Origin of the sequence: Streptomyces sp. NPDC052042, assembly GCF_044548345.1 — a bacterium.
Taxonomy (GTDB): Bacteria; Actinomycetota; Actinomycetes; order Streptomycetales; family Streptomycetaceae; genus Streptomyces.
This window is the reverse complement of the sequence record NZ_JBIUBU010000002.1, coordinates 19,176-44,403: the sequence shown is the minus strand read 5'-3', so window position 1 is coordinate 44,403 and position 25,228 is coordinate 19,176. Positions and strand designations below refer to the sequence as shown.

General features: G+C 71.3%; 24 protein-coding genes and 1 riboswitch. Of the genes, 13 read left to right on the top strand and 11 right to left on the bottom strand.

The window, feature by feature from the left end:
- The first annotated feature begins 133 nt into the window (after positions 1-133).
- Together ACIHCL_RS05485 and ACIHCL_RS05480 are read left to right on the top strand one after the other, a co-directional pair.
- A complete protein-coding gene (locus ACIHCL_RS05485; RefSeq protein WP_399857235.1) occupies positions 134-817 on the top strand; it encodes a hypothetical protein in 684 nt (227 codons plus the stop codon).
- A gap of 224 nt (positions 818-1,041) precedes the next feature.
- A complete protein-coding gene (locus ACIHCL_RS05480) occupies positions 1,042-2,391 on the top strand; it encodes a Cmx/CmrA family chloramphenicol efflux MFS transporter (protein WP_399858010.1) in 1,350 nt (449 codons plus the stop codon).
- A gap of 180 nt (positions 2,392-2,571) precedes the next feature.
- Here ACIHCL_RS05480 and ACIHCL_RS05475 read toward each other — a convergent pair whose 3' ends face one another.
- Entirely contained in the window at positions 2,572-2,865 is a 294-nt protein-coding gene (locus ACIHCL_RS05475) for a DUF4031 domain-containing protein (protein WP_399857233.1), read from the bottom strand.
- The gene (locus ACIHCL_RS05470; protein ID WP_399857231.1) at positions 2,862-3,230 is read right to left on the bottom strand and encodes a hypothetical protein; all 369 of its coding nucleotides are present in this window, start codon (positions 3,228-3,230) and stop codon (positions 2,862-2,864) included. The genes ACIHCL_RS05475 and ACIHCL_RS05470 overlap by 4 nt, the downstream gene beginning before the upstream one ends.
- Positions 3,231-3,393: 163 nt before the next feature.
- Between ACIHCL_RS05470 and ACIHCL_RS05465 the strand changes: the two genes are divergently transcribed.
- The 3 genes from ACIHCL_RS05465 (at position 3,394) to ACIHCL_RS05455 (ending at position 7,390) form a co-directional block, all read left to right on the top strand.
- The gene (locus ACIHCL_RS05465) at positions 3,394-4,311 is read left to right on the top strand and encodes a MurR/RpiR family transcriptional regulator (RefSeq protein WP_399857229.1); all 918 of its coding nucleotides are present in this window, start codon (positions 3,394-3,396) and stop codon (positions 4,309-4,311) included.
- Between the two features lie 263 nt (positions 4,312-4,574).
- Entirely contained in the window at positions 4,575-5,555 is a 981-nt protein-coding gene (gene murQ, locus ACIHCL_RS05460; protein ID WP_399857227.1) for an N-acetylmuramic acid 6-phosphate etherase, read from the top strand.
- Between the two features lie 218 nt (positions 5,556-5,773).
- Positions 5,774-7,390 carry a PTS transporter subunit EIIC gene (locus ACIHCL_RS05455; protein ID WP_399857226.1) on the top strand — a complete coding sequence of 539 codons (1,617 nt, stop codon included), beginning with the start codon at positions 5,774-5,776 and terminating at the stop codon, positions 7,388-7,390.
- Between the two features lie 500 nt (positions 7,391-7,890).
- Here ACIHCL_RS05455 and ACIHCL_RS05450 read toward each other — a convergent pair whose 3' ends face one another.
- Positions 7,891-8,136: a hypothetical protein gene (locus ACIHCL_RS05450; protein WP_399858006.1), complete on the bottom strand. Its 246-nt coding sequence runs from the start codon at positions 8,134-8,136 to the stop codon at positions 7,891-7,893.
- A 79-nt stretch (positions 8,137-8,215) separates the two neighbouring features.
- Positions 8,216-8,461, bottom strand: coding sequence for a hypothetical protein (locus tag ACIHCL_RS05445; protein ID WP_399857224.1), 246 nt, complete (start codon positions 8,459-8,461; stop codon positions 8,216-8,218).
- 673 nt (positions 8,462-9,134) lie between these two features.
- Between ACIHCL_RS05445 and ACIHCL_RS05440 the strand changes: the two genes are divergently transcribed.
- The gene (locus ACIHCL_RS05440; RefSeq protein ID WP_399857223.1) at positions 9,135-10,796 is read left to right on the top strand and encodes an adenosine deaminase; all 1,662 of its coding nucleotides are present in this window, start codon (positions 9,135-9,137) and stop codon (positions 10,794-10,796) included.
- A 211-nt stretch (positions 10,797-11,007) separates the two neighbouring features.
- On the opposite strand, the gene ACIHCL_RS05435 is transcribed toward ACIHCL_RS05440, so the two are convergent.
- On the bottom strand, positions 11,008-11,898 hold the full coding sequence (locus tag ACIHCL_RS05435; protein ID WP_399857221.1) for a TetR family transcriptional regulator: 891 nt from the start codon (positions 11,896-11,898) through the stop codon (positions 11,008-11,010).
- A gap of 121 nt (positions 11,899-12,019) precedes the next feature.
- Between ACIHCL_RS05435 and ACIHCL_RS05430 the strand changes: the two genes are divergently transcribed.
- From ACIHCL_RS05430 to ACIHCL_RS05415, 4 genes are all read left to right on the top strand, one after another.
- Complete coding sequence (locus ACIHCL_RS05430; protein WP_399857219.1) at positions 12,020-13,210, top strand: cytochrome P450; 1,191 nt, start codon at positions 12,020-12,022, stop codon at positions 13,208-13,210.
- A 5-nt stretch (positions 13,211-13,215) separates the two neighbouring features.
- A complete protein-coding gene (locus tag ACIHCL_RS05425) occupies positions 13,216-13,452 on the top strand; it encodes a ferredoxin (protein WP_399857217.1) in 237 nt (78 codons plus the stop codon).
- Between the two features lie 375 nt (positions 13,453-13,827).
- Positions 13,828-14,052 (top strand): hypothetical protein, encoded by a 225-nt coding sequence (locus tag ACIHCL_RS05420; protein WP_399857215.1) that lies wholly within the window; start codon positions 13,828-13,830, stop codon positions 14,050-14,052.
- Positions 14,053-14,094: 42 nt separating this feature from the next.
- Entirely contained in the window at positions 14,095-14,601 is a 507-nt protein-coding gene (locus ACIHCL_RS05415; protein ID WP_399857214.1) for a hypothetical protein, read from the top strand.
- 125 nt (positions 14,602-14,726) lie between these two features.
- On the opposite strand, the gene ACIHCL_RS05410 is transcribed toward ACIHCL_RS05415, so the two are convergent.
- Entirely contained in the window at positions 14,727-15,638 is a 912-nt protein-coding gene (locus ACIHCL_RS05410; RefSeq protein ID WP_399857212.1) for a putative RNA methyltransferase, read from the bottom strand.
- Between the two features lie 120 nt (positions 15,639-15,758).
- Complete coding sequence (locus ACIHCL_RS05405; protein ID WP_399857211.1) at positions 15,759-15,890, bottom strand: hypothetical protein; 132 nt, start codon at positions 15,888-15,890, stop codon at positions 15,759-15,761.
- A 335-nt stretch (positions 15,891-16,225) separates the two neighbouring features.
- On the opposite strand from ACIHCL_RS05405, the gene ACIHCL_RS05400 reads away from it, so the two are divergent.
- Positions 16,226-17,467 (top strand): esterase/lipase family protein, encoded by a 1,242-nt coding sequence (locus ACIHCL_RS05400; RefSeq protein ID WP_399857209.1) that lies wholly within the window; start codon positions 16,226-16,228, stop codon positions 17,465-17,467.
- 129 nt (positions 17,468-17,596) lie between these two features.
- Here the strand turns inward: ACIHCL_RS05400 and groL are convergent, their stop codons facing one another.
- The 4 genes from groL to thrC form a co-directional block, all read right to left on the bottom strand.
- Positions 17,597-19,219 (bottom strand): chaperonin GroEL, encoded by a 1,623-nt coding sequence (gene groL / locus ACIHCL_RS05395; RefSeq protein WP_399857207.1) that lies wholly within the window; start codon positions 19,217-19,219, stop codon positions 17,597-17,599.
- A 661-nt stretch (positions 19,220-19,880) separates the two neighbouring features.
- The gene (locus ACIHCL_RS05390) at positions 19,881-20,087 is read right to left on the bottom strand and encodes a cold-shock protein (protein WP_003967346.1); all 207 of its coding nucleotides are present in this window, start codon (positions 20,085-20,087) and stop codon (positions 19,881-19,883) included.
- A 457-nt stretch (positions 20,088-20,544) separates the two neighbouring features.
- Entirely contained in the window at positions 20,545-20,823 is a 279-nt protein-coding gene (locus ACIHCL_RS05385) for a MoaD/ThiS family protein (protein WP_399857205.1), read from the bottom strand.
- A gap of 33 nt (positions 20,824-20,856) precedes the next feature.
- Positions 20,857-22,194: a threonine synthase gene (gene thrC / locus ACIHCL_RS05380; RefSeq protein WP_399857203.1), complete on the bottom strand. Its 1,338-nt coding sequence runs from the start codon at positions 22,192-22,194 to the stop codon at positions 20,857-20,859.
- An 18-nt stretch (positions 22,195-22,212) separates the two neighbouring features.
- Positions 22,213-22,340: riboswitch (SAM riboswitch) on the bottom strand.
- A gap of 153 nt (positions 22,341-22,493) precedes the next feature.
- Between thrC and ACIHCL_RS05375 the strand changes: the two genes are divergently transcribed.
- Entirely contained in the window at positions 22,494-23,456 is a 963-nt protein-coding gene (locus tag ACIHCL_RS05375; RefSeq protein ID WP_399858004.1) for a glucosyl-3-phosphoglycerate synthase, read from the top strand.
- A 207-nt stretch (positions 23,457-23,663) separates the two neighbouring features.
- Positions 23,664-25,088, top strand: coding sequence for a trehalose-6-phosphate synthase (locus ACIHCL_RS05370; protein WP_399857202.1), 1,425 nt, complete (start codon positions 23,664-23,666; stop codon positions 25,086-25,088).
- The last annotated feature ends 140 nt before the right edge of the window (positions 25,089-25,228 follow it).

Sequence of the window (25,228 nt, the reverse complement as noted above, 5' to 3'; positions counted from 1 at the left end):
CGGCCGGACGGGCCCCGTCCTGCATGGTGGGCCGGGGACTCGGCCGGGCGGCCTCGCTCGGGTCGGCCCGCGAGCCTCCCGGACCGGGGCGCACACCGTTCCTGGAGCCGCCGGACGGCCGTAAGGTCGTGCCATGACCGACAGCTCACGCGGAAGCGGCGCCCAGGAGGCGGCCGCCACCCGCGCCAGGCTCCGCGACCGCTGGCGGGAGACGCTCCTCGCCGCACGACGCGGGGCTCCCGGCCCCGATCCGGGGCCGTACGCGGACGATCTGCTGGCGCGCTGGGCCGAGCCGCAGCGGCAATACCACACCACCGCGCATCTGATCGCGGTGCTCGACCACGTCGACACGCTCGCCGCGTACGCGGCCGACGCGCACACCGTGCGCCTGGCCGCCTGGTTCCACGACGCGGTGTACCGGCCCGACCGCTCGGAGAACGAGGAACGGAGCGCGGCCCTCGCCGAGCGCGCCCTGCCGGAGGCGGGCGTACCGGACGAGGTCACCGCCGAGGTGGCCCGGCTCGTCCGGCTCACCGTCGGCCACGATCCGGCGGCCGGCGACGCCGACGGCGAGGTGCTGTGCGACGCCGATCTGGCGATCCTGGCGGCGCCCCCGAGGGAGTACGCCACGTACGCGGCACAGGTGCGCGCGGAGTACGGATTCGTGCCCGACGACGCGTTCCGGGAGGGGCGGGCGATGGTGCTGCGTCAGCTGCTCGGCCTGCCCCGCCTGTTCCGTACGCCGTACGCGGCGGAGCACTGGGAGCCGCGGGCGCGGCAGAACCTGCTGACCGAACTGGAACTGCTCGACCGCTGAAGGCCGGCGCCGAGGACCGCCCGACGGACGACGGGCCGGGGCCGAGGACCAGGCACCGGACGACGGGCCGGGGACCTGGCGACGGACGACGGGCCGGCGCACGGCCTGCGCACCGGACATGACGGGTGTGTGACACCTGCGTGAAACCGGCGCCGGCGGGAATGACGCCACGGCGGACACGGTTGTCAGCAGTCATGCCCGACTCCGCCGCTCGCCCCTCCCGCATGCCCCTGGCCGTCTACATCCTCGGTCTCTCCGTCTTCGCCCTGGGCACCAGTGAGTTCATGCTCTCCGGTCTGCTGCCGCCGATCGCCGACGACATGAACGTGTCCATTCCCCGCGCCGGACTCCTCATATCCGCCTTCGCGATCGGCATGGTGATCGGCGCCCCGCTGCTCGCCGTCGCCACGCTGCGGCTGCCGCGCCGCACCACGCTCATCTCCCTGATCTCCGTCTTCGGTATCGGACAGGTCGTGGGCGCGCTGGCGCCGACGTACGAGGTGCTGTTCGCGTCGCGGATCGTGAGCGCCTTCGCCTGCGCCGGTTTCTGGGCGGTGGGGGCGGCGGTCGCCATCGCGATGGTGCCGATGAACGCCAGGGCCCGCGCGATGGCCGTGATGATCGGCGGTCTGTCGATCGCCAATGTACTGGGCGTGCCCCTGGGGGCCCTGCTCGGTGAGAACCTCGGCTGGCGCTCGGCGTTCTGGGCCGTGGGGGCGGCATCCGCGGTGGCGCTGGTCGGGGTCGTGACGCTGATCCCGCGCATCCCGCTGCCGGAGCGGAAGCCGCGACTCAGGCAGGAGACGGCCATCTACCGGGACCGTCAGGTGTGGCTGTCGATCGTGATCACGGCGCTCGCCGCGGGCGGTGTGTTCTGCGCGTTCAGCTATCTGGCCCCGCTGCTGACGGATGTCGCCGGACTGGACTCCGGATGGGTTCCGACGGTGCTCGCGCTCTTCGGGATCGGCGCACTGGTCGGTACGACGATCGGCGGCCGGGTCGCGGACGCACATCTCTTCGGGGTGCTGATGAGCGGCATCGCGGCCTCGACGGTGTTCCTGGTCGCGCTGGCCCTGTTCGCCTCGTACCAGGTGGCCGCGATCGGGCTGTCGTTCCTGCTGGGCGTCTCGGCGTTCTACACGGCCCCGGCGCTGAACGCCCGGATGTTCAACGTGGCGGGCGCCGCCCCGACGCTGGCCGGTGCGACCACGACCGCCGCGTTCAACCTCGGCAACACGGGCGGCCCCTGGCTGGGCGGCGCGGTGATCGACGCCGACTTCGGTTTCGCCGCAACCGCGTGGGCGGGAGCGGCCATGACCGTGCTGGCGCTGGTGGCCGTGGTGATCTCGTTGCGGCTCCAAGGCCGCGGGGGCGGGTCCCTGCGGGTGACGGGCTCGCCGAGGGCGACGTCCTCGGCCCCGTCAGCCCCGTCAGCCCAGTCAGCCCCGTCAGCCTCATCGGCCTCATCGGCCTCATCGGCCTCATCGGCCTCATCGGCACCAGCCTCTGCGACGGCGGACCGGTCCGTCCGGGCGTCGGAGATGTGCGCGGAGACGGGCACCACAGGGGTCTGACCTCCGCCGTCCGCCCGTCTCCCCGGCCGCGACCGGCCTCGGTGCCCGGCCCCGCCGCCTACCCGTGCCGGCACGGGTAGGCGGTCTCGACGCCCCGCCCGGCCATCGGCGCCCGCCCCGGGCGTCCGGCCTGCCGCTCGGTCCGCTGCCCGGACCCCGCCTCCGGCGCTGCGGGGACGTTCAGCCGAGCCGTGCCCCCGACGGGGCGGGGGCCGGACGCCCCTTGGGCCGTCGCAGCCCGGCGTCCGTGAGCCGGCGGACGAGTTCCTTCGAGCCGATCTCCTCCGCCCCGGCGCGCACCGCGTCCTCGTAGCGCGACTCGGGCACGTCGTAGTGGTCCCGTTCGAACGCGCGGCGCGGGCAGCCGATCGACGCAGCGAAGGCGTGCAGTTCCTCGAAGGACACGTCGCTGACCAGGTGCGACCAGAGCCGCCCGTGCCCCGGCCACTGCGGCGGATCGATATAGACCGTCACCCGCGCGGTATCCCGCCCAGCGAACCGACCGGCGCCACGGCGACGGCCGCCTTGGTGCACACCCAGTGCGGGTCCGGTCCGAGTTCCGGTTCGACGTCCAGGGCGTGCGGGTCGCCCGCGTCGCAGACCGGGCACAGCGGCCAGCGCCCGTACTGTTCGAGCAGCGCGTCCTGCACGTCCTGAGCGACCAGACCGACGACGAACGCGGCGCCCTCGGGCCACTGTTCGACCCACCAGCGGCGATGGGTCACCGCGTCCTCGACCAGCGAGACGATCCCGGCCTCGGCGACGCCGCCCGCGGCGAGATCGGCCATGACCAGTGCGCGGGCCGTATGCAACGCCTGTTCCAAGGGATTCATCTCCATACGCCCATTGTCACCCCGCTCGTTTGTCACCCCGCCACCTTGTCGCCCCGCTCGCGAACGGGCCTGTCCGGCCGGCTCCCGGACCCGAGCCCCGGACCGGTCCCCGGCCACAGGGCCGGAAAGGGGGGTTGACGGGAACCCGTGTTGAAAATATCTTTCAAATGTGACCCGTGACCTGAAGGAAAGTTTCAGCGCTGAATCCCCGCCCGCTCCGGCGGCCCTCGCGGCCAAGGTGCGTACGCTCGCGCCGTCCATGACCCGCTCCATGCAGCGCGTCGCCGAGGCCGTCGCGGGTGATCCCGCCGGTTGCGCCGCCCTGACGGTCACCGGTCTCGCCGAGCTCACCGGCACCAGCGAGGCGACGGTGGTGCGCACGGCCCGCCTGCTCGGCTATCCCGGCTACCGCGATCTGCGCCTCGCCCTCGCCGGGCTCGCGGCGCACCAGCAGTCGGGGCGGGCCCCGTCGGTCACCGCCGACATCACGGTCGACGACCCCATCGCCGACGTGGTCGCCAAGCTGGCCTACGACGAGCAGCAGACCCTCGCCGACACGGCCGCGGGGCTCGACACGGTCCAGCTCGGCGCCGCCGTCGCCGCCGCCGCCACCGCACGCCGCATCGACATCTACGGCGTGGGCGCCTCCTCCCTCGTCGGCCAGGACCTGGCGCAGAAGCTGGCCCGTATCGGCCTGATCGCGCACCCCCACACGGATCCGCACCTCGCGGTGACCAACGCCGTGCAGTTGCGCTCCGGCGACGTGGCCATCGCGATCACGCACTCCGGCTCCACCGTCGACGTCATCGAGCCGCTGCGGGTCGCCTTCGACCATGGCGCGACGACGATCGCGATCACGGGCCGTCCCGACGGTCCGGTGACGCAGTACGCCGACCACGTACTGACCACGTCCACAGCCCGGGAGACCGAGCTGAGGCCCGCCGCCATGTCGAGCCGCACAAGCCAACTACTCGTCGTCGACTGCCTGTTCATAGGCGTCGCGCAGCGCACCTACGAAACGGCCGCCCCGGCCCTCGCCGCCTCCTACGAGGCACTGGCCCACCGCCACACCCCACGCCCGCGCTGACGCCGCGCGACACCCGCACCGCAGCAGCCGTACCCCAGCAGCCGACCCGCCCCGCAGCCCGTTCTACAGCCGACCCCGCACAGCCGACCGAGCCCGCCCGAGACCGCCCGAGACCGCCCGAGCCCGGCCGGGCCCGAGCGACACCACCCGAGACCGGCCGAGGTCGCCGAGGCTCGGCCGAGATCGAAGAAGCCCGAAACAAGCCCGAGCAAGCCCGGACAAGCCCTTACGAGACCGAGAAAGAGAAAGCAGAGCCTTCCTCCATGACCTCCACGACCGACGCCGACCGAACGGGCGGCGAAGCCACTCCCCCCGCCGGGTACGGAGATCTCCGCGCCCAGCTCGACACGCTCACCACCGAGGCGTTCCGCCCGGAGCTGGCCGAGATCGACCGGTTGGACACGCTCGAAATCGCCCGGATCATGAACGGCGAGGACCAATCCGTCCCGGTCGCCGTCGGCGCCCGACTGCCCGAGATCGCCGCGGCGATCGACGGCACCGCGGAGCGCATGGCCCGGGGCGGCCGGCTGATCTACGCGGGCGCGGGCACCGCGGGCCGGCTCGGTGTGCTGGACGCCAGCGAGTGCCCGCCCACCTTCAACACCGACCCGTCCCAGGTCGTGGGCCTGATGGCGGGCGGCCCGTCCGCCATGGTCAAGGCCGTCGAGGGCGCCGAGGACAGCAAGGAACTGGCCACCGCCGACCTGGAGGCCCTGGGGCTCACGGCCGATGACACCGTGGTCGGCATCTCCGCGTCCGGCCGCACGCCGTACGCGATCGGCGCCGTGGAGCACGCCCGCGGCAAAGGCGCGCTGACCATCGGGTTGTCCTGCAACGCGGGCTCGGCGCTGGCCGCCGCCGCCGAGCACGGCATCGAGGTCGTCGTCGGCCCCGAGTTGATCACCGGCTCCACCCGGCTCAAGGCGGGCACGGCCCAGAAGCTCGTCCTCAACATGATCTCGACGATCACGATGATCCGGCTCGGCAAGACGTACGGGAACCTCATGGTCGACGTCCGCGCCTCCAACGACAAGCTGCGCGCCCGCTCCCGCCGGATCGTCTCGCTCGCCACCGGCGCGTCCGACGCGGAGATCGAGGCCGCGCTCACCGCGACCGACGGCGAGGTGAAGAAAGCCATCCTCACGATCCTCGGCCGGGTCGACGGCCCCACGGCCGAGAGCCTGCTGGCCGCCTCCGACGGCCACCTCCGGCCTGCTCTTGCCGCAGCCCCCCGCACCGCCTGAACCACCAGCATCACCCCGCACCGCCTGAACCACCAGCATCACCCCGCACCACCTGAACCACCAGCATCACCCCGCACCACCTGAACCACCAGCATCACCCCGCACCACCTGAACCACCAGCATCACCCCGCACCGCCTGAACCACCAGCATCGCCCCGCACCGCCTGAACCACCGGCACCATCCCGCACCACCCCCGCACAGCAAGGCACCACGCACCATGGCACCAGAAGACAAGAACCGCGCCACAGCCGCCGCGATCCTTCCGCTCGTCGGTGGCGCCGCGAACGTCGACTCCATCGCCCATTGCATGACCCGGCTCCGGCTGGGACTGCGCGACCGCTCACTCGTCAACGACGAGGCTCTGAAGGCGATACCCGCCGTCATGGGCGTGGTCGAGGACGACACGTATCAGATCGTCCTCGGCCCGGGCACCGTCGCCCGGGTCACGCCGGAGTTCGAACGGCTGGTGGAGGAGGGCAGGGAGGCCACCGCCCCGCAGCCCGCCCAGCCGCCCGTCCCCGTATCCGGGACCGGGACCGGGGTCGAGGGCGGCACCGCTCCCGCCCCCGGAGCCGGAGCCGCCGCCGCGTCCGCCTCGGCGGAGGAACTGGCCGCCCACGGCGCGGCGATGAGGGCGGCGCGGAAGGCGAAGAACGCCACCCCGCTCAAGCTCTTCCTGCGCCGGATCGCGAACATCTTCGTGCCGCTGATCCCGGCGCTCATCGGCTGCGGCATCATCGCCGGTCTCAACGGACTGCTGGTGAACCTGGGCTGGCTGCCCTCCGTCACACCCGCGCTCGCCGCGATGGCGTCCGGGTTCATGGCTCTGATCGCCGTGTTCGTGGGCTTCAACACGGCGAAGGAGTTCGGCGGTACGCCGATCCTGGGCGGTGCGGTCGCGGCGATCGTCGTCTTTCCGGGCGTCGCCAACATCGAGGCGTTCGGCCAGAAGCTCTCCCCCGGCCAGGGCGGCGTGCTGGGCGCGCTCGGCGCGGCGGTGCTCGCGGTGTACGTGGAGAAGTGGTGCCGCCGCTGGGTGCCCGAGGCGCTGGACGTCCTGGTCACACCGACGCTGACGGTCCTGGTCTCCGGGCTGGTGACGATCTTCGGCCTGATGTACGTGGCCGGTGAGGTCTCCACCGCGATCGGCTCGTTCGCCGACTGGCTGCTCGCCAACGGCGGCGCGGGCGCGGGCTTCGTCCTCGGCGGCCTGTTCCTGCCGCTGGTGATGCTGGGACTGCATCAGGCTCTCATCCCGATCCACACCACCCTGATCGAGCAGCAGGGCTACACGGTCCTGCTCCCGATCCTCGCGATGGCAGGCGCAGGCCAGGTCGGCGCGGCCGTGGCGGTCTACTTCCGGCTGCCCCGCAACGGTTCGGTCCGACGCACCATCAAGTCCGCTCTCCCGGCCGGTCTGCTGGGCGTCGGTGAGCCGCTGATCTACGGTGTCAGCCTCCCGCTGGGCCGTCCGTTCATCACGGCGTGTGTGGGCGGCGCGTTCGGCGGTGGTTTCATCGGCCTGTTCAACCAGCTCGGTGACAAGGTCGGTTCCACGGCCATCGGCCCGTCCGGCTGGGCCCTGTTCCCCCTTCTCGACGGCAACCACGGCCTGGGCACCACGATCGCGATCTACGGCGGCGGGCTGCTGGTCGGCTATCTGACCGGGTTCCTCGCGACGTACTTCTTCGGCTTCGGCAAGGAACTGCTGACCGAGTTCAACGTGTCGCAGGAACCGGCGGGCGCCACGGCGTCCCACGCTTCCGAGGCCCCGAACACCCCCACGGTCCCGGGCTCGGGCCCGGACCAGGCCAAGGAGCCTGCGGGTCTGTGACCGGGTGAACGAGGCGGAGAGGGCGGCACCCACACCGGGGTGCCGTCCTCTCCTTCGCTTCTCGTCTTCCCGTCACCGCCCGTTCCGCGGGGAAGCCCCCGACGGGAAAGCCCCCCGGGAAGTCCCGTGAGCGGCGTCGTGCCGAAGGGCTCGGGCCGCGTGAACGGCTTCCCGAACGGCACAGGGTCGGAGCGCTTGTACGTCCCGTCCTCGTTCGGCTCCGTGAACAGCGTGGTCGTCGCGCCACGCGTATCGAACCGGTCGGTCAACGGATACGTCGGCACCCCGGCGCGCGTAGGCGCGGTGCTTCTTGGTCCGGTCGTCGAACCCGGCCTGACAGCCCGCGCCGACGATGGCACCGGAACACGCCACCGGAACACACCGCCGGGCCTGCGGACGGCTGCCCCCGCACGCCCTCGGCCCGGACCCGACTCCTCGAACGGCGCCGGTCCTGGCCGTCCCGGTTCGGTGCCGGTCCGGGCCATCGGCACGGCCGGTCTTCAGCGCGGGAGCCGCCCCTCCCGATTGATCTCCGTCACCCGTGCCCGCAGCTCCAGTCCGGGGGGCGCCGCCCGCACCAGGTCCGGCGGGCAGTCCCACTCCGCCCCGCCGCCCGGCGCCCGGAGCTGTACGTACGGCCCGACGCTCCCCATCACGCGTCCCACCCGTCCGTCCCGAGCGTCCACCGCGAACGCCCCGATCTCCGGCGTCTCCGGCGCCCCCTGCGCATCCTGCGCGCCCGGCACCCCCCGCACACCGCCCGAACCCCGCCCGCCCTGCGCATCCGGCGTACTCCGCGAACCCCGTGCGCCCGGTTCGCCCCCTTCACCGCTCATGTCCGGGCCTCCCCTGCGCCTCCAGCACCGCGCTCAGCCGCAGTGCCGTGTCGAGGTTGCACCGGCCGAGCTCCACCAGCGGCGCGGGATCGCTCCCGGCACACGACACCGGGTCGACCCGCAACGACGGCAGCGTGACCCCCACCCCCGAGAGACCTTCTCTCAGCCGTGCCACCGCGTCCTCCGCCGCCCGCACTTCCCGCTCCGCCGCTTCGCGCCGTTCCATCGTCGTCATGATCCATACCTTTCCACTCTGCGTAATGACGATGCATACCCAGAGTGTCCAACGCGCGGTCGGCCTGGAAGAGGCGCAGAAGACAACCGCACGTGTGTCACAGGGAGTTGTCATGCTGACCCCAAGTCGCCCCAGCGCGAGCCGTCCAGCGGGCCGCTGATCCCGTCGTGCAGCCTGCTCGGGGTGAGCCGATGGGCGGTGCAGCCGCGCGCAATAGGCGGCAGAGCTGGGGCTGCCGCGGCGCCACGGTATGCGGCAGGGCACGGGCGCGGGCGGGGCTCACGGCGGGCTAGGACATGGGTCGGCATGAGCGTCCAGTTCGCCGACTCGTCGGCGAGCCGCTGAACCGTGGCGGCCGCTGTGCGTGCGCAGGACACACCGGCAACACCCGGCAGATCACTGCGGATACGACCGATCCACTCAGGAGAAGTTGCAGCCCGTGGTCGTCAGGGTCGCACATCGGGTCGAAGTCCACCGCGAACGCGTCGAAGGCCACCGGTCGGTCGGTTGGGCGTCGGTCAGTTGGGGGTCGGTCAGTTGGGGGTCGGCCAGCAGCCGTCCACGCGTCTCGCCCCCCGAGTTCTCCGGGGGCTGTCGCCCTGAAAAAACATCGGGACGGTGGGAGGCGCGGCCCCACACGCACTCGATCGAGTGGGAGTTTTCGGCCATCAATATGGTTTCGGTGAGAAAAGCTCCTCCCGGGCGCAATCATGCGGCGGTGACCTCATCGAAACGGACGGCTCACCGTCCCAAGTCCCTTTGTGCCGCCGGGCTCGGCGCGCTCACCGTGCTGTCCCTGCTCCCGGCGGTTCCGGCCGCCGCGGCGGCACCCGCCGGCGGCACCTCGTCCCGTCCGGCCGCCGCGGAACGGTTCTCGCCTCGCGCGGTCACCCCGGCCGAGCGACGGACCTCCGCGTACCTCGACTCGCTGCGAAACCGGCCCGAGCGGCTGAAGGAGTTCTTCAAAGCCCTGCCCAAGGGTGGCGACCTGCACAATCACCTGTCGGGCGCGGCCACGACCGAGTTCCTGATCAAACTCGCGGGCGAAAAGGGCCTGTGCATCGACGCCACGATGACGGCCGTGGCACCGCCGTGCGGTCCGGGTACGCGACCGGCAGCCGACGCGCGGACCGACGCGGCGTTCCGGCAGCAGATCGTACGGGCCTGGTCGATGCAGGACTTCCCGGCCGACCAGTCCGGGCACGACCATTTCTTCGCCACGTTCGACAAGTTCGGGATGGCGACCTGGGACCGCGGCAAGCTCCTCGCCAACGTCTCCAACACCGTGGTCGAGCAGAACCAGTTCTATCTGGAGACCCTGGTCACCCCGGCCTCGGACAGCGCCAAGAAGCTGTCCGAGAAGGTGGGGTACGACCCCGACTTCGCGGCGTTCCACCGCAAGCTGCTGTCCGGCGGGCAGCTCGACCGGGTCGTGGACGAGGCGGTCAAGGAGGCCGACGACGCCGACGTGGAGTTCCGGGCCGCCGCGCACTGCGACACGGCTCGCCCCGACCCGGGCTGCCGCCTCCCCGTCCGGTGGATCTCCCAGGTGTCCCGGGGCAGTTCACCGGCGCGCGTGTTCACGCAGATGGCGGTCGGGATGCGGCTGGCCGAGCGCGACCGGAGGTTCGTCGCGGTCAACCTCGTGCAGCCCGAGGACTGGGACAGCTCGCTGGAGAACTACCGCCTCCAGATGCGGATGCTGAAGTACCTGCGCGGTGTGTACCCGGGCGCCCATCTCACCCTTCACGCCGGTGAGCTGGCCCCCGGCATGGTGAAGCCGGAGGATCTGCGGTTCCACATCCGTGAGGCCGTGCTCGTCGCCGGCGCCGAGCGCATCGGACACGGCGTCGACCTGGTCCACGAGGACGACTGGCGGCAGCTCGCCCGGACGATGGCCCGACGCGGCGTGGCGGTCGAGGTGCCGTTCAGCAGCAACAAGCAGATCCTCGGCATCGCGGGCGCCGAGCACCCGTTCAACGCGTACCGGCGCTACGGCGTTCCGGTGGTCCTGGCCACCGACGATCCGGGGGTGTCGCGGATCGACATCAGCCATGAGTACGCGTACGCGGCCCGGACGTACGGTCTGCGCTACACCGAGCTGAAGGACCTGGCGCGCGCCTCGCTGGAGTACGCCTTCCGCGACGGCCGCAGCCTGTGGGCCGCCGGTTCCGCGGCTTCCGGCTACCGCATGGTCGCCGCCTGCCGTGCCGACCGGCCGGGCGAAGGAAACCCGGGCACGCGCTGTGCCCGCTACCTCGCCGAGAATCCGAAGGCGGCGACCGAATGGCGCCAGGAGGCCGCCTTCACCACCTTCGAGAACCGCCACCGGTAACGCGTACGCACCGGCAACCCAACCCGGTCACACATACGCACTGCCACCACCGGTGAATACGTACGCGTACGCCGCCACCGGCCATCGCGCACATACCGTCGGGGCCCGGTCCCGGGGCTTGAGCTCCGGGACCGGGCCCCGACGCGTCCCCCACCGGACACCCCACCGCTCCCGAACTCCCGCACCGCCTCCCCGGCATCCCCCGCCCCGGCTACCGTTCCCCCGGGCTCTGCTGTTCCCTTGGGCCCTGCTGTTCCCCTGGGCCCTGCCGCTCTCCCGAGCCCTGCCGCTGCTCCGGGACCGGGCCCGCCTCGCCCCGCCCTTGCGCCGCACTCCGCCCCTCCCCCGCTTCTCCCGCTTCCCCCGGCTCTCGCCCCTGTTCCGGTTCTCGTCCCTGTTCCGGCGCCGACCAGAGATGGCCGAGCGCGCCGAGCACCAGATGGCAGACGTCGTCCGGCTCCGCCCCGGCCAGGGGCTCGCGGGCGACGACCGTCCGCATCAGGCCGATCCCGAGCAACCAGGCCATGGCGAGTTCCGCGCGCAGGGCGCCGTCCGACGCACCGGAGAGCCCGGCCAGTGCCTGCTGGTACTCCTCGCCCAGCTCCCGCAGCGTGCCGGCCGCCTCCTCGCCCCGCCCGATGGACCGCAGATAAACCTCCAGGGTGCGGTCTTCCGTACCGCCCGAGCTGCGCGTCAGCATCGAGCGCAGGGCGGTCTCGAAGAGCTCCTCGGGCGGGGTGGCGCGCAACTGCTCCAGTCCGCCCTGGGCCAGGACCTCGGTGAGCAGCCCCTGCTTGGACCCGAAGTAGCGGAAGAGCAGTGCCTGGTTGACCCCGGCCCGCGCGGCGATACTCCGGACCGTTGTCCCCTCGTACCCCTGCTCCGCGAACAGGTCGCTGGCCGCGTCCAGCAGTCGTCGGCGCGTGGCCGCCGCGTCCCGGCGCGGGACGCCCATGGCGTCCGACCGGCGAGGCGCACCCACGGCATCGTGGCGAGATGCGGCTTCGGCCTCCCCGCGACGCGCGGCCTCGGCACCCGGGTGACGCGCGGCCTCGGCGCCCCGGCGGCGCTCTCGGGGCGACGGGACGGGGGCGGACTCCATGTCGGCCCTCCTTTCGGACCTCTCGGAGCGGCCCGTAAGGATAACGGCCGTAAAGCATCGTTGACCTGCCATGTGGCCGCTCCTACCGTTGTAAGCAGCTGCTTACATATCGGAGGTCGCAGTGACCACAGCAGATGTCACCCCCCTCGCCTATCCCTTCAACACCGCCGCAGGGCTGGAACTCGCCGAGGAGTACGAGCGCGTACGCGACCGGCCCGGCCTGTTACGCGTCCAGATGCCGTACGGCGAGCCGGCCTGGCTCGTCACCCGTTACGCGGACGCCCGGCTCGTCCTCGGGGACCAGCGCTTCAGCCGGGCGGCGGCCCTCTCGCACGACGAACCCCGACAGTCCGAGGGACAGCGCGACAGCGGCATCCTCAGCATGGATCCGCCCGACCACACCCGGCTGCGTTCCCTGGTCGCCAAGGCGTTCACGGTTCGCCAGGTCGAGAAACTGCGCCCGCAGGTACGCCAGTTGACGTCCGAGTTGCTCGACGGCATGGAGGCGGCGGGCCAACCCGCCGATCTGGTGGACCTGTTCGCGCTGCCGCTCCCGGTCGCGGTGATCTGCCGGATGCTGGGAGTTCCCACCGAGGACCGCCCGAAGTTCCGCGCGTGGAGCGACGCCGCGCTGTCGACCAGTTCGCTCACCGCCGAGGAGTTCGACCGCAACCGCGAGGAACTGCGCGCCTATATGGCCGGGTTGATCGCACAACACCGCGCGGAGCCGCAGGACGACCTGATGACGGCCCTGATCGAGGCCCGTGACGGGCGTGACCGGCTCTCGGAGCTCGAACTCATCGATCTGTGCGTGGGCATCCTGGTGGCCGGACACGAGACCACGGCGACCCAGATCCCCAACTTCGTCCTCACCCTGCTGGATCACCCGGACCAGCTGGCCCGGCTCAGGGCCGAACCCGGGCTCGTCCCGAACGCGGTCGAGGAGCTGCTGCGCTTCGTGCCGCTGGGCAGCGGTTCCGGCCAACCCCGTTATGCCACCGAGGACATCGAGGTCGGCGGAACACTGGTCCGGGCCGGGAGCCCGGTCCTGGTCGCCATCGGCGCGGCCAACCGCGACGCGCTGCGGTTCTCCGCCCCGGGCGTGCTGGACATCGCCCGGGAGGGCAACCAGCACCTGGGATTCGGCCACGGCGTCCACCACTGCCTGGGCGCCCCGCTCGCCCGGCTGGAGCTCCAGGAGGCGCTGAGCGCCCTGATCACCCGCTTCCCGGAACTGCGGCTGGCGGGCGACGTGACGTGGAAGTCCGAGATGCTGGTGCGCGGCCCGCGCGTCATGCCGATCGGGTGGTGACCGGCATGGCCGAGTGGAACGTACGCGTCGATCCGGAACTCTGCCAGGGCTCGGGCATGTGCGCCGGAACGGTCCCCGAGGTGTTCGCGCTGGACGGGAAGCGGGACGGACGGGAGCACGCCCGGGTCAAGGCCGACGGGATCGAGCCGGACGAGCGGGTGCTGGACGCCGCCGACATCTGCCCGGCACTGGCGATCACCGTGCACGACGGAACCTCGGTCATCGGCCCCCGCCGCGACTGAGCCCGGATCGAGGTCCGGCGGAAGCCCAGCCGGAGCCCGCCGGACACCCTGTCGGCCCCCGGCCCGCGTAGATCGCTCACGCGGGCCGGGGGCCATGTCTGTCACGTGCGCCCACGAGAGGCGTCCCGCTCGGGCTCAGGGCCCGATGTTCCGCCCGACTCAGCAGCCCGGCGTTCCGCCCGACGCCGCGCCCGAGTCAGCGCCCGGTGTTCCGCCCGACTCAGCGCACAATGCCGCGCCCACCGTTCCCCGTCCGTCGCCCCCCGTCCCCCGTCCGTCGTCCCGTCCGTCGTACCGCCCCCGGCCCCGTCCGGGGCTCAAGCCTCGGGATCCGAGCGCTCTTTCATAGAAATGGATGGTGGGACCCCGCACCCCATGGCCGCCCCGGGCTACGGCAAGCGCTCCGTTCCCTCGCAACTCCAGTGCACCGGGAACGACTTCGCTCACCTGCCGACCCGCGAAGCGTCCAACGCCACCTTCCTCGACCAGCTCCCCGACGGCGCCGACATCTCCGTGGAGACGCTGGCCACGGTCCTCCCCTACGGGCAGTGCGCCCTGCGGACCGCCCTCAACCGGCTCCAGGCCGCCGGGCATCTGTGAGGCGGCAGCAAGTGCGTCGCCAACGACCGGGTACCCCTCTGAGTGACCCGCACGCTCTTCTCCCGTACCGCGCGGGACGATGCCTGGTGGGCGGCGTTCACCCGGGGTGACGTACCGCCGGAGCAGCGCCGACGCTCCACCCATTCCCGTCAGTTCGTCCTGCTGGCCGCCCTCGGCCGCACCGCACCCTCGCTCACCCTCTCGGCGGCCGACTGCGCGGCGCTGGAACCCCTGGTCACCGACTGGTTCGAGCGCGGTGCCACGGAGGCGCAGCTCCTGCACACCCTCACCAACGGCCTCCCCACCCCCGTCCACCACGCGGCGGCGCTCGTCCGCAGGCGGCTGGTCGACAAGATGCCGCCCGAGCGGATGGCCCCGACGCCCCCTCGCCCGTTGCTACGCACTCTGGAATGCGGCGACTGCGGCACACTCGACCTTGCGGATTCCCTGGTCGGCGGCGTCTGCGGGCGCTGCCACGGCAACCTCGTCAGCCCCTCGGCCGCCCCGCCCGGAGCGGTCCCCCCCCGTCCCGCGTACCGGCCCGAATGAGCGAGGTCCGGGCCGCGATGGCCCCACGCGACGACCGACCGTCCTGGTCACGGCCGTAGCACCGCCGAGACGCGCTGTCGCACGATGACACGGTTACGCGATCACACGGTTGCGCCAATACCCCGTTACCCCGATACCCCGTTACGCGGTCGAGACTCACCAGGACCGACAGGCGTACGGGCAGCGGCTCGCCGGGCCCGGTAGGCGGTGGCCAACACGGAGACGGTGACCTGGCCGGGCAGAAGGCGGCCGTCGCCCAGGGCCGCCTGATCGAGATGGCGCGCGCTCGGCGTCATCCCCACCAGGTCGACCGCCTCCTCCCTGGTCAAGTCCGTGACGTACTCGACCAGTTGGGTGCAGTCGATCTCGAAGTACGGGGCCAGCGCCTGCCGCAGGCGCCGCTCCTTGGCCGGGTCGACCGCGACCATCCCGGGCACCCGGCTGCGCAGTTCGGTCAGATGCCGCGCGGTGGGGCGCACGACGATCAGCCGGCCACCCGGACGCAGCACCCGGTGGAACTCGGACGGGTTGCGCGGTGCGAACACGTCCAGCACGACATCGACCACCCCGTCGGCCAGCGGGAAGGGCCGGAAGACGTCCCAGGTCACCGCGGCCGCCCGCGCATGGGACCGGATCGCCATGCGCAGGGCACGCACCGAGGCGTCCAGCCCCAGCCCACGGGCACCGGGCAGCTGGTCGAGCGCCCCGGCGAGGTAGTAGCCCGTACCGCACCCGACGTCCAGGAGCGTGCCCCCCTCGGACACGGCGTCGGCCGCCAGACGAGCCACGGTCTGACGGATGCGCTCGTACCTGCCGGTGGCCAGGAACCGGTCCCGGGCTCGCGCCATGTCCGCGTCGTCGCCGCTGGTGGCGCGAGTGCCGGTCAACAGGCTGACGTAACCGTGCCGGGCGATGTCGTAGGTGTGGCCGACCCGGCAACGCAGGGCACCCTGGTCGGGATGCAGACCGGCATGGCACATCGGACAGCGCAGCAGGTCGAGGAACGGTTCAAGGGCGGGCGATGGCGACACGGGCACGAAGCACTCCTCGCAGCGGGTGGGACAACGACCGTACCCGCAACCGAAAGACACGACTCAGTCGCGAGCCGGGGGTTGATCGACGGCGATCGCGGCGGTCTCGGCCCTCGGCGCGCTGCATCACATACGCGTTCCCGCTGTCGGGGGCGCCGTAGAACTGTCGGGGGCGCCGTAGAAGAAGAACAGCACCGGCTTCTTGCGCGCATTGCGGTCCACGAAGAATTTCCAGGTGTACGTCGTGGGCGTCCTCATGACCGTTCGCCCACCCCTCCGCCCCAACCGCCGTCCCCGCCCGTCCGGTTGACCTCACCGGCCCACCCACCGGGCCGTCTCCGCCATGGGCGGGGAAGATCACGGGCAGAACACCCTCGCAGAAGAATTGAACGCATTCAACTGCACCCCTGGACCACGGCCGCGCACCCACGCCTTGCCGCCCCGGGGCGCACGCATCCGCGCCCCCACCCCTCCATATGTCCGAAACCTACTCCCACCTGGGAGTGGTTTGATCCACTTCCACCACCCGGCCGCTACTCCACGTGATCACCATGGCGCCAGTTGTGATGAACCGGCCCAAAGGGGAACGACCTGTGTCCGAACCGACCCGCGAGCAGATCGTCTCGGCGCTGCGGAGCAAGGCTCCCATCGTCCTGACTCCCGGCCTCCGCCGGGACGCCGAGCCGCACGGTGCCCTTCCGCTGCCGCCCAGCACCGTGTGGGACCTGCCCGGCGGAACCGCCTGGGTGTACGAAGGCGAGGGGCACCGGGGTCTCGTGCGACCCGTGATCGTGGCCGACGGCTTCAACACCGGGCCGAGCAGCCTGGACGTTTCCTGGGAGGTCATGGAGTTCGGCGACTACGCGCTCATCAGCGAACTGCGTCGCCGGGGGCATGACGTCATCCTCCTGGGATTCCACGAGCGCAGTGCGTCGATTCTGGACAATTCCCGGACCGTGCAGGCTGCGGTCATGCGCGTCATCGCGGAACGGCGGGGCGACACACCGCTCGCCGTCGGCGGGTTCGGCATGGGCGGGCTGGTCGCCCGGCATGCACTGGCCAAGCTGGAGCACGAGCACGCGGACCACCAGACCGCGCTGTACTTCTCGTACGACAGCCCGCATCGCGGCGCCTGGGTCCCGATCGCGCTCCAGGCGTTCGCACACTACATCGGGGTTCTCGACAGCAGGCTCTCCGACCAGCTCAACAGCCCGGCCGCCCGTCAACTGCTGTGGCGACACATCGCGGCATGGAACGCGGCCCCGGCGCAGAGCGAGGAACGCGCCGCGTTCCTGGCCGAGATGAGGAACCTCGGCGAATGGCCGCGCAGGCCGCGGCTGATCGGGGTCGCCAACGGTGCGGCCGACGGCACCGGCACCGATGTCCCGGCCGGTGAACTGGCCCTGGAGGGCAAGGGCCCGTCGGTCACCGGGACCGCGCTCTACACCCAGGCGCCCGGCGACGACGAACTCGTCGCGAAACCGAGCGTGGCGACGCTGAAGTCCCCCGAAGTGCGCACGTCCGGGCTGCCGTCCATCGACGGCGCCCCCGGAGGTTCGCTGGAGGGCTTCGGCATCCTCGCCGACGGCCTCAACGCCCTCGGCCCGGAGCTCGGTTTCAAGACCGACGTCCGCATCCGCTCGCACTGCTTCGTACCGTCCGTCAGCGCGGTCGACATCCGCGACCTGGACACGGACGAGGATCTCTACACGGACATCTCGGCGCTCCCGCCCGAAGACAGCGGGCTCGACGACTTCAAGCTCGCCTCCCGGAACGAGGGCCACACCCTGGTGACGGAGGAACTCTGCGCATGGCTCCTCGACCGGCTGCCGTGACGCCGACGGCAGCCCCGGCGCCGGCCGGACGGATACGAGAGCGCGGACACGGCGCAGGCCCCCGGGACCAGATGGTCCCGGGGGCCTGCGCGACAGCGAAGCTGTGCCGGACTGACGATCCCGTGGGGATCAGAAGTCCATGTCACCGCCCGGCATGCCGCCCGGAGCACCGGCCGCGGCCTTCTCCGGCTTGTCGGCGATGACGGCCTCGGTGGTGAGGAACAGCGCGGCGATGGACGCGGCGTTCTGCAGCGCGGAGCGCGTGACCTTCGCCGGGTCGATGATGCCCTCGGCGACCAGGTCGACGTACTCGCCGGTCGCGGCGTTCAGGCCGTGACCCGGGGTCAGGTTGCGGACCTTCTCCACCACGACGCCGCCCTCAAGACCGGCGTTGACGGCGATCTGCTTCAGCGGGGCCTCCAGCGCCAGCCTGACGGCAGCGGCGCCGGTCGCCTCGTCACCCGAGAGCTCCAGCTTCTCGAAGACGGCCGAGGCCTGGAGCAGGGCCACGCCACCACCGGCGACGATGCCCTCCTCGACGGCGGCCTTGGCGTTGCGCACCGCGTCCTCGATGCGGTGCTTGCGCTCCTTCAGCTCGACCTCGGTCGCGGCACCGGCCTTGATGACGGCCACGCCGCCGGCCAGCTTCGCGAGGCGCTCCTGGAGCTTCTCGCGGTCGTAGTCCGAGTCGGAGTTCTCGATCTCGGCGCGGATCTGGTTGACGCGGCCCTGGACCTGGTCGCTGTCACCGGCACCGTCGACGATCGTCGTCTCGTCCTTGGTGATGACGACCTTGCGGGCACGACCGAGCAGGTCGAGACCGGCGTTCTCCAGCTTCAGGCCGACCTCCTCGGAGATGACCTGACCACCGGTGAGGATGGCGATGTCACCGAGCATGGCCTTGCGGCGGTCGCCGAAGCCCGGGGCCTTGACGGCGACGGACTTGAAGGTGCCACGGATCTTGTTGACGACCAGGGTCGACAGGGCCTCGCCCTCGACGTCCTCGGCGATGATCAGCAGCGGCTTGCCGGACTGCATGACCTTCTCCAGCAGCGGAAGGAGGTCCTTCACGTTGCTGACCTTGGAGTTGACGATCAGGATGTACGGGTCGTCGAGGGACGCCTCCATACGCTCCATGTCGGTGGCGAAGTACGCCGAGATGTAGCCCTTGTCGAAGCGCATACCCTCGGTGAGCTCCAGCTCCAGACCGAAGGTCTGGGACTCCTCGACGGTGATGACGCCTTCCTTGCCGACCTTGTCCATGGCCTCGGCGATGAGCTCACCGATCTGGGTGTCGGCGGCGGAGATGGAGGCCGTCGAAGCGATCTGCTCCTTGGTCTCCACATCCTTGGCCTGCTCCAGGAGAGCGGCGGAGACGGCCTCGACGGCCTTCTCGATGCCCCGCTTGAGGGCCATCGGGTTGGCACCCGCGGCGACGTTGCGCAGGCCCTCGCGGACGAGAGCCTGGGCGAGAACGGTGGCGGTGGTCGTACCGTCGCCGGCGACGTCGTCCGTCTTCTTGGCGACCTCCTTGACCAGCTCCGCACCGATCTTCTCGTACGGGTCCTCCAGCTCGATCTCCTTGGCGATGGACACACCATCGTTGGTGATCGTGGGGGCGCCCCACTTCTTCTCAAGGACGACATTGCGACCCTTGGGGCCAAGGGTGACCTTGACGGCGTCAGCGAGCTGGTTCATGCCGCGCTCGAGACCGCGCCGGGCCTCCTCGTCGAACGCGATGATCTTGGCCATGTGAAGTGGTCCTCCCGGACAGGGGTGGATTTTCTCCGGACCGAGTGGCGCCCGCGACGGACGGCCTGCGTACCGGTGGTTCCTTGCCCCACCGGACCTGCGGACCTCACCGGCCCGGCCCAAGTCTGTCACTCTCACCCGGAGAGTGCTAACGCCAATGATTAGCACTCGACCCCCGAGAGTGCAAGCGTCCCCCTCGGGATGTGGCCAACCCCGGACGCCGGACGGAGGCGGTGGGAGGCTCGCCTGAACCCGGACGGACGCACCCCCCGAACGGTCCGTACGAACGGGCCGCCAGAACGCTCCCGCACGCCCCCGCGTCCCGGTGAGCGCGCGCGTGAAGGCGCGCGCTCGCGTACACGCACCCGGGCGCGCAGGGTCAGCAGGGTTGTACGCGCACCCGGGTGCTCCTGGCTGACTGAGGCGCGCACCGGTGCATACGGCGGATGCGCGCACGGCGGGCGTTCAGCACACACGGCCGGGGCACACACGGCCGGGCACGCACCGCGGGCACCCGGCACGCACGGCGCGGGGCGCCCGCGCAGCCGGGGCGCAGGAGGGCCGACGGCGCGGGAACATGCGGAGGGCCCGCCCCTGGGTGCTCCCCGGGAACGGGCCCTCCGCACGAAAGTGGTGTCGTTGGTGGCCGACCGCGCCGAACTCAGCCGACGGCGAGCTTGACCATGTCCGCCTGCGGCCCCTTCTGGCCCTGCGAGATCTCGAACTCAACTCGCTGACCCTCTTCGAGGGTGCGGTAGCCGTCCATCTGAATCGCGCTGTAGTGGACGAAAACATCCGCACCACCGTCGACCGCGATGAAGCCGTACCCCTTCTCCGCGTTGAACCACTTGACGGTGCCCTGAGCCATGCCTAACTCCCCTATTACTGGCCCTTGCGCAGGACCGCACTTCGCGGACCCGGGTCAGAACTCACCCTCCGACAGGAGAGGGTGTGTGCGCCGGAACGCGTCGACCGCGGCTGAATGTATCTGCCCAACTGCCCCCTGCAACAGGTCAATCGGACGAGAATTCTGGGCAGCATCGATCGCCCGGATCTGAAGAATTCATAAGATCCCAGGGCAAGTCGGGCCGGGCAAAAGTGACTTATGACTCAGGAAGATCGCGCACTTTGGCCACTTCTTATCGTGACCGGGCGCATTTTCATTGGCGGGCGGCACGTGAAGCTGGGGGGACTTCCCCCACTCTACCGCGCTCAACCATGCAGAATTGCCCCCTCCGCTTTCTTCTCGGAGAGGGCAATTCGGGTAATGCCGGGAAATCTTCGGCCGTTGGCGGCAGCCGACGGCGTGGGGAGCCGCCGGTCCGTCAGCAGCCGCCCGCGACGGCGGGGATGATCGAGATGCCGGCGCCGTCCGGGGTCGCCGTCCCCAGGCCGTCCTCGAAGCGCACGTCGTCGTCGTTGACGTACACGTTCACGAAGCGGCGGAGCTTGCCCTGGTCGTCCAGGACACGGGCGGCGATGCCCGGGTGGTTCCGCTCCAGGGACTCGATGACCTGGGAGAGGGTCTCGCCCTCGGCCGGGACCTCGGACCGGCCGTCCGTGTAGGTGCGGAGGATGGTGGGGATACGGACCTTGACGCTCATGGTGGATGTGCCTTTCTTCGGTCGCGGTGGGTGTCAGGCAGTGGCGAGGCCGGCGGCGCGGAAGGCGTCCAGGCTCGGACGGATCGTCGCGGTCGCCTGCGAAGTGGCGGCCACCGCGTCCAGGGTCTTGAGCCCGTCGCCGGTGTTGAGGACGACGGTGGTCAGCGACGGGTCGAGCAGGCCGTTCTCGATCAGCTTCTTCGTGACGCCGACCGTCACCCCGCCCGCCGTCTCGGCGAAGATGCCCTCCGTGCGGGCCAGCAGCTTGATCGCGTCGACGATCCGCTCGTCGTCCACGTCCTCGACCGCGCCGCCGGTGCGGCGGGCGATGTCCAGGACGTACGGGCCGTCGGCCGGGTTGCCGATCGCCAGGGACTTGGCGATGGTGTCGGGCTTCTGGGGCCGTACGACGTCGAGACCGGCCTTGAAGGCGGTGGAGACCGGGGAGCAGCCCTCGGCCTGGGCGCCGAAGATCTTGTACGGCTTGTCCTCGACCAGGCCCAGCCCGATCAGCTCCTGGAGCCCCTTGTCGATCTTCGTGAGCTGCGAACCGGACGCGATCGGAACGACGATCTGGTCGGGCAGCCGCCAGCCGAGCTGCTCGCAGATCTCGTACGCCAGGGTCTTGGAACCCTCGCCGTAGTACGGGCGCAGATTGACGTTGACGAAGCCCCAGCCCTCCCCGAGCGGATCGCCGATGAGCTCCGAGCAGAAGCGGTTGACGTCGTCGTAGTTCCCCTCGATGCCGACCAGCTCGCCGCCGTACACCGCGGCCATGACGACCTTGCCCTGCTCCAGGTCGTGCGGGATGAACACGCAGGAGCGGAAGCCGGCGCGGGCGGCGGCGGCGCCCACCGCGCCGGCGAGGTTGCCGGTGGAGGAGCAGGAGAGGGTGGTGAAGCCGAAGGCGCGGGCGGCCTCGACGGCGATGGCGACGACGCGGTCCTTGAAGGAGTGCGTCGGGTTGCCGGAATCGTCCTTGACGTACAGACCGCCGGTGACGCCCAGCTCGCGGGCGAGGTTGTCGGCCTTGACCAGCTTGGTGAAGCCGGGGTTGAGATTGGGCTTGTCCGCGACGTCGGCGGGCACCGGCAGCAGCGGCGCGTAACGCCAGATGCTGTTCGGTCCGGCCTCGATACGCTTCCTCAGCTCCTCCGGGGACCCGGTCGGCAGGTCGTAGGCCACTTCGAGCGGCCCGAAGCAGGAGGAACAGGCGAAGATCGGTCCGAGGGGGAAGCGCTCGCCGCACTCGCGGCAGGAGAGTGCCGCGGCGGGTCCGAGATCGAGGTCGGCGGGCGCGGTGCCGACGGAGGACTCGTCGGCGGAAGAAGCGGTGTTCGCTGAAGCGGTCGCAGCGGTCTGCACGGCCATGATGGCGGAGGCCCTTTCTCCTCATCTTCCTTGCGACGCGTTTCGCCGCAAGCCGGAATTGGCACCTTCCCCACCGTGACCTCGCGGTCGGCAGGGGGGTTGCCGGGACGTCAACGGGCCGTTCCCTCAGTCCCTCTGGATGAGCGCTATGGCACTGGAGCGGTGCTCCAGGCGTTTGTGGGCGGACCGACCCCGGCATGCGATGGTCGTCCGCGTTGTTCAAGACTGTAACCGAAGCACCGGACTGTTGAGATAGTCGTCCGAACCGCGAGATGGATCACATACAGGGAGTATCGACCGTGCTGGAAGAGGTGGAACGCTGGCTGACCAGGCGTTCCTGGTCGGTCGCCGACCGCCCGCTGGACAGGCTCCTCGCCGCCAGGGCGAAGGATCCTCGGCGCGGGAGTGTGAGCGTCGTACTGCCTGCGCTGAACGAGGAGGCGACCGTCGGCGAGATCGTCGCGACGATCCGGCGCGAACTGATGGAGAAGGTCGCGCTCGTCGACGAACTCGTGGTGATCGATTCCGGTTCCACGGACGCCACCGCAAAGGTCGCCCGGGAGGCCGGCGCCCGCGTGGTGCACCGGGACGACATACTCCCCCGCATACCCGCCCTGCCCGGAAAGGGCGAGGTGCTGTGGCGCTCGCTCCTGGTGACGCACGGTGACATCATCTGCTTCATCGACGCCGATCTGAGGGACTTCTCGGCGGACTTCGTCTCCGGTGTCGTCGGCCCGCTGCTGACCGACCCCGAGGTGGGGTTCGTCAAGGCGATGTACGACCGGCCGTTCGGCGACGGGCCCGGCGGGGCCGCGGGGCAGGGAGGCCGCGTCACGGAACTGGTGGCCCGGCCGCTGCTCAATCTGCACTGGCCGCGACTGGCCGGTTTCGTCCAGCCGCTGGGCGGCGAGTACGCGGCACGCCGCTCGCTGCTCGAACAGCTGCCCTTCCCCGTCGGGTACGGGGTGGAGCTGGGCCTCCTCGTCGACGCGCTGCACACGGTGGGCCTGGACGCGCTCGCCCAGGTCGACGTGGGTGTGCGCAAACACCGCCACCAGGACGGCCAGGCACTCGGCCGGATGGCGGCGGCGATCTACCGGACCGCTCAACTTCGCTTGTCCCGCGGGCATTTGGTGCGCCCTTCGCTGACCCAGTTCGAGCGCGGCGAGGACGGTTTCGTACCGCGCACCCATGCGGTGGACACGGAGGAGCGGCCTCCGATGCGCGAGATCGAGGAGTACACCTCGCGCCGCGCGGCCTGATGCCGTCGAACGCCGCCGACGTTGCCGGACGGCAACGGGCGGCAACGGGCGGCAACGGGCGGTGTGGTGCCGCGCGGGCCGGGCGGCGCCCGGCGCACCGGGTTCCGCACGGTGGCGTACGGCGTGGCCGTGCGCCACCCGGATGCCGCCGGACGTCGTCCGGCTTCGCGCGTTTGAGTGGTTCGCGATCGGGCTAGATTCCGCAACATGGTCTCCGAGCACGAAGCCCCGTCCGCCGAAGCCGGTGCCGCACGGTCCGGCGCTGCCGAAGCCACCGTCCTCGTCGCGTCGAACCGCGGCCCGGTGTCGTACACCTTGGAGACGGACGGGTCGCTCGGCGCGAAGCGCGGCGGCGGCGGGCTGGTCTCGGGGCTGAGCGCCGTCGACGACAAGCTGTGGGTGTGCTCCGCGCTCGGGGACGGGGACCGGGAGGCGGTCCGGCGCGGGGTCGGCGAACCGGGCGTGCGGATGCTCGACATCGCCCCGGCCGTCCACGCGGACGCGTACAACGGCATCGCGAACTCGGTGCTCTGGTTCGTCCACCACATGCTGTACCAGACGCCGCTGGAGCCGGTCTTCGACGCGGAGTTCCGGCGGCAGTGGGCATCGTTCGAGACATACAACCGGGCCTTCGCCGAGGCGCTCGCCGAGGAGGCGGGCCGGGGCGCGGCGGTCCTGGTGCAGGACTACCACCTGGCGCTGGTGCCCGGCATGCTCCGCGCACTCCGCCCCGACCTGCGGATCGGCCACTTCTCGCACACCCCCTGGGCGCCCGTCGACTACTTCCGGCTGCTCCCCGACGACATCGCGGAACAGCTCCTGCGCGGCATCCTGGGCGCCGACCGGGCCTGCTTCCTCACCCGGCGCTGGGCCGAGGCGTTCACCGCCTGCTGCACGGAGTTCCTGGGCGGGACGGGACGGACCGCGATCGGGGTGCACGGACTCGGCGCGGACGCGGACTTCCTGCGCCGACGCGCGCACGAGGCGGACGTGGACGAGCGGATGGCCGCGCTGCGCGAGCAGATCGGCCCCGGCCGGAGGACGATCGTGCGGGTGGACCGGACGGAGCTGTCCAAGAACATCGTGCGCGGCCTGCTCGCCTACCGCGCACTCCTCGACGAGCGGCCCGAATGGCGCGAGCGCGTCGTCCACGTCGCCTTCGCCTACCCGTCGCGACAGGATCTGGCCGTCTACCGCGACTACACCGCCGAGGTCAGGCAGGTCGCCGACGCGATCAACGAGGCATACGGCACGCCGGGCTGGACACCGGTCGTGCTGCACGTCAAGGACGACTTCGCCCGCTCGCTGGCCGCGTACCGGCTGGCCGACGTGGCGCTCGTCAACCCGATCCGCGACGGCATGAACCTGGTCGCCAAGGAGGTCCCGGTCGTCTCCGACCACGGCTGCGCGCTGGTGCTGTCCCGGGAGGCGGGGGCGTACGAGGAGCTGGGCGGCGACGCGGTCGTGGTGAACCCGTACGACGTGTCCGCCACGGCGCGTGCCCTGCACGAGGCGCTGACGATGGCGGACGGTGAACGAGCCGAACGCACGCGGCGGCTGGCCGCGGCGGCGGTCGCGCTGCCGCCGCAGCAGTGGTTCCTGGACCAGTTGCGCGCGCTGCGGGAGGAGTGAGCGGGGCCGGGGGCGGGAGACCCGTCGGCGGCGTGCGACCAGGGCCACCGGGCGCATGTCCGGGAGTGTGTCCGCCAGGGGCGCCCGGCGACTCTTCCTCCGAAGGAGCGCGGCGCGGCCGGGCCCGCCCGGGGCCGTCA

Bases quoted from the DNA above. Each gene is read 5' to 3' on its own strand.
- ACIHCL_RS05485 (WP_399857235.1), top strand. From the start codon at position 134: ATGACCGACAGCTCACGCGGAAGCGGCGCCCAGGAGGCGGCCGCCACC.
- ACIHCL_RS05480 (WP_399858010.1), top strand. From the start codon at position 1,042: ATGCCCCTGGCCGTCTACATCCTCGGTCTCTCCGTCTTCGCCCTGGGC.
- ACIHCL_RS05470 (WP_399857231.1), bottom strand. From the start codon at position 3,230: ATGGAGATGAATCCCTTGGAACAGGCGTTGCATACGGCCCGCGCACTG.
- murQ (WP_399857227.1), top strand. From the start codon at position 4,575: ATGACCTCCACGACCGACGCCGACCGAACGGGCGGCGAAGCCACTCCC.
- ACIHCL_RS05455 (WP_399857226.1), top strand. From the start codon at position 5,774: ATGGCACCAGAAGACAAGAACCGCGCCACAGCCGCCGCGATCCTTCCG.
- ACIHCL_RS05445 (WP_399857224.1), bottom strand. From the start codon at position 8,461: ATGACGACGATGGAACGGCGCGAAGCGGCGGAGCGGGAAGTGCGGGCG.
- ACIHCL_RS05440 (WP_399857223.1), top strand. From the start codon at position 9,135: ATGGTTTCGGTGAGAAAAGCTCCTCCCGGGCGCAATCATGCGGCGGTG.
- ACIHCL_RS05435 (WP_399857221.1), bottom strand. From the start codon at position 11,898: ATGGAGTCCGCCCCCGTCCCGTCGCCCCGAGAGCGCCGCCGGGGCGCC.
- ACIHCL_RS05425 (WP_399857217.1), top strand. From the start codon at position 13,216: ATGGCCGAGTGGAACGTACGCGTCGATCCGGAACTCTGCCAGGGCTCG.
- ACIHCL_RS05420 (WP_399857215.1), top strand. From the start codon at position 13,828: ATGGCCGCCCCGGGCTACGGCAAGCGCTCCGTTCCCTCGCAACTCCAG.
- ACIHCL_RS05405 (WP_399857211.1), bottom strand. From the start codon at position 15,890: ATGAGGACGCCCACGACGTACACCTGGAAATTCTTCGTGGACCGCAAT.
- groL (WP_399857207.1), bottom strand. From the start codon at position 19,219: ATGGCCAAGATCATCGCGTTCGACGAGGAGGCCCGGCGCGGTCTCGAG.
- ACIHCL_RS05390 (WP_003967346.1), bottom strand. From the start codon at position 20,087: ATGGCTCAGGGCACCGTCAAGTGGTTCAACGCGGAGAAGGGGTACGGC.
- ACIHCL_RS05385 (WP_399857205.1), bottom strand. From the start codon at position 20,823: ATGAGCGTCAAGGTCCGTATCCCCACCATCCTCCGCACCTACACGGAC.
- thrC (WP_399857203.1), bottom strand. From the start codon at position 22,194: ATGGCCGTGCAGACCGCTGCGACCGCTTCAGCGAACACCGCTTCTTCC.
- ACIHCL_RS05370 (WP_399857202.1), top strand. From the start codon at position 23,664: ATGGTCTCCGAGCACGAAGCCCCGTCCGCCGAAGCCGGTGCCGCACGG.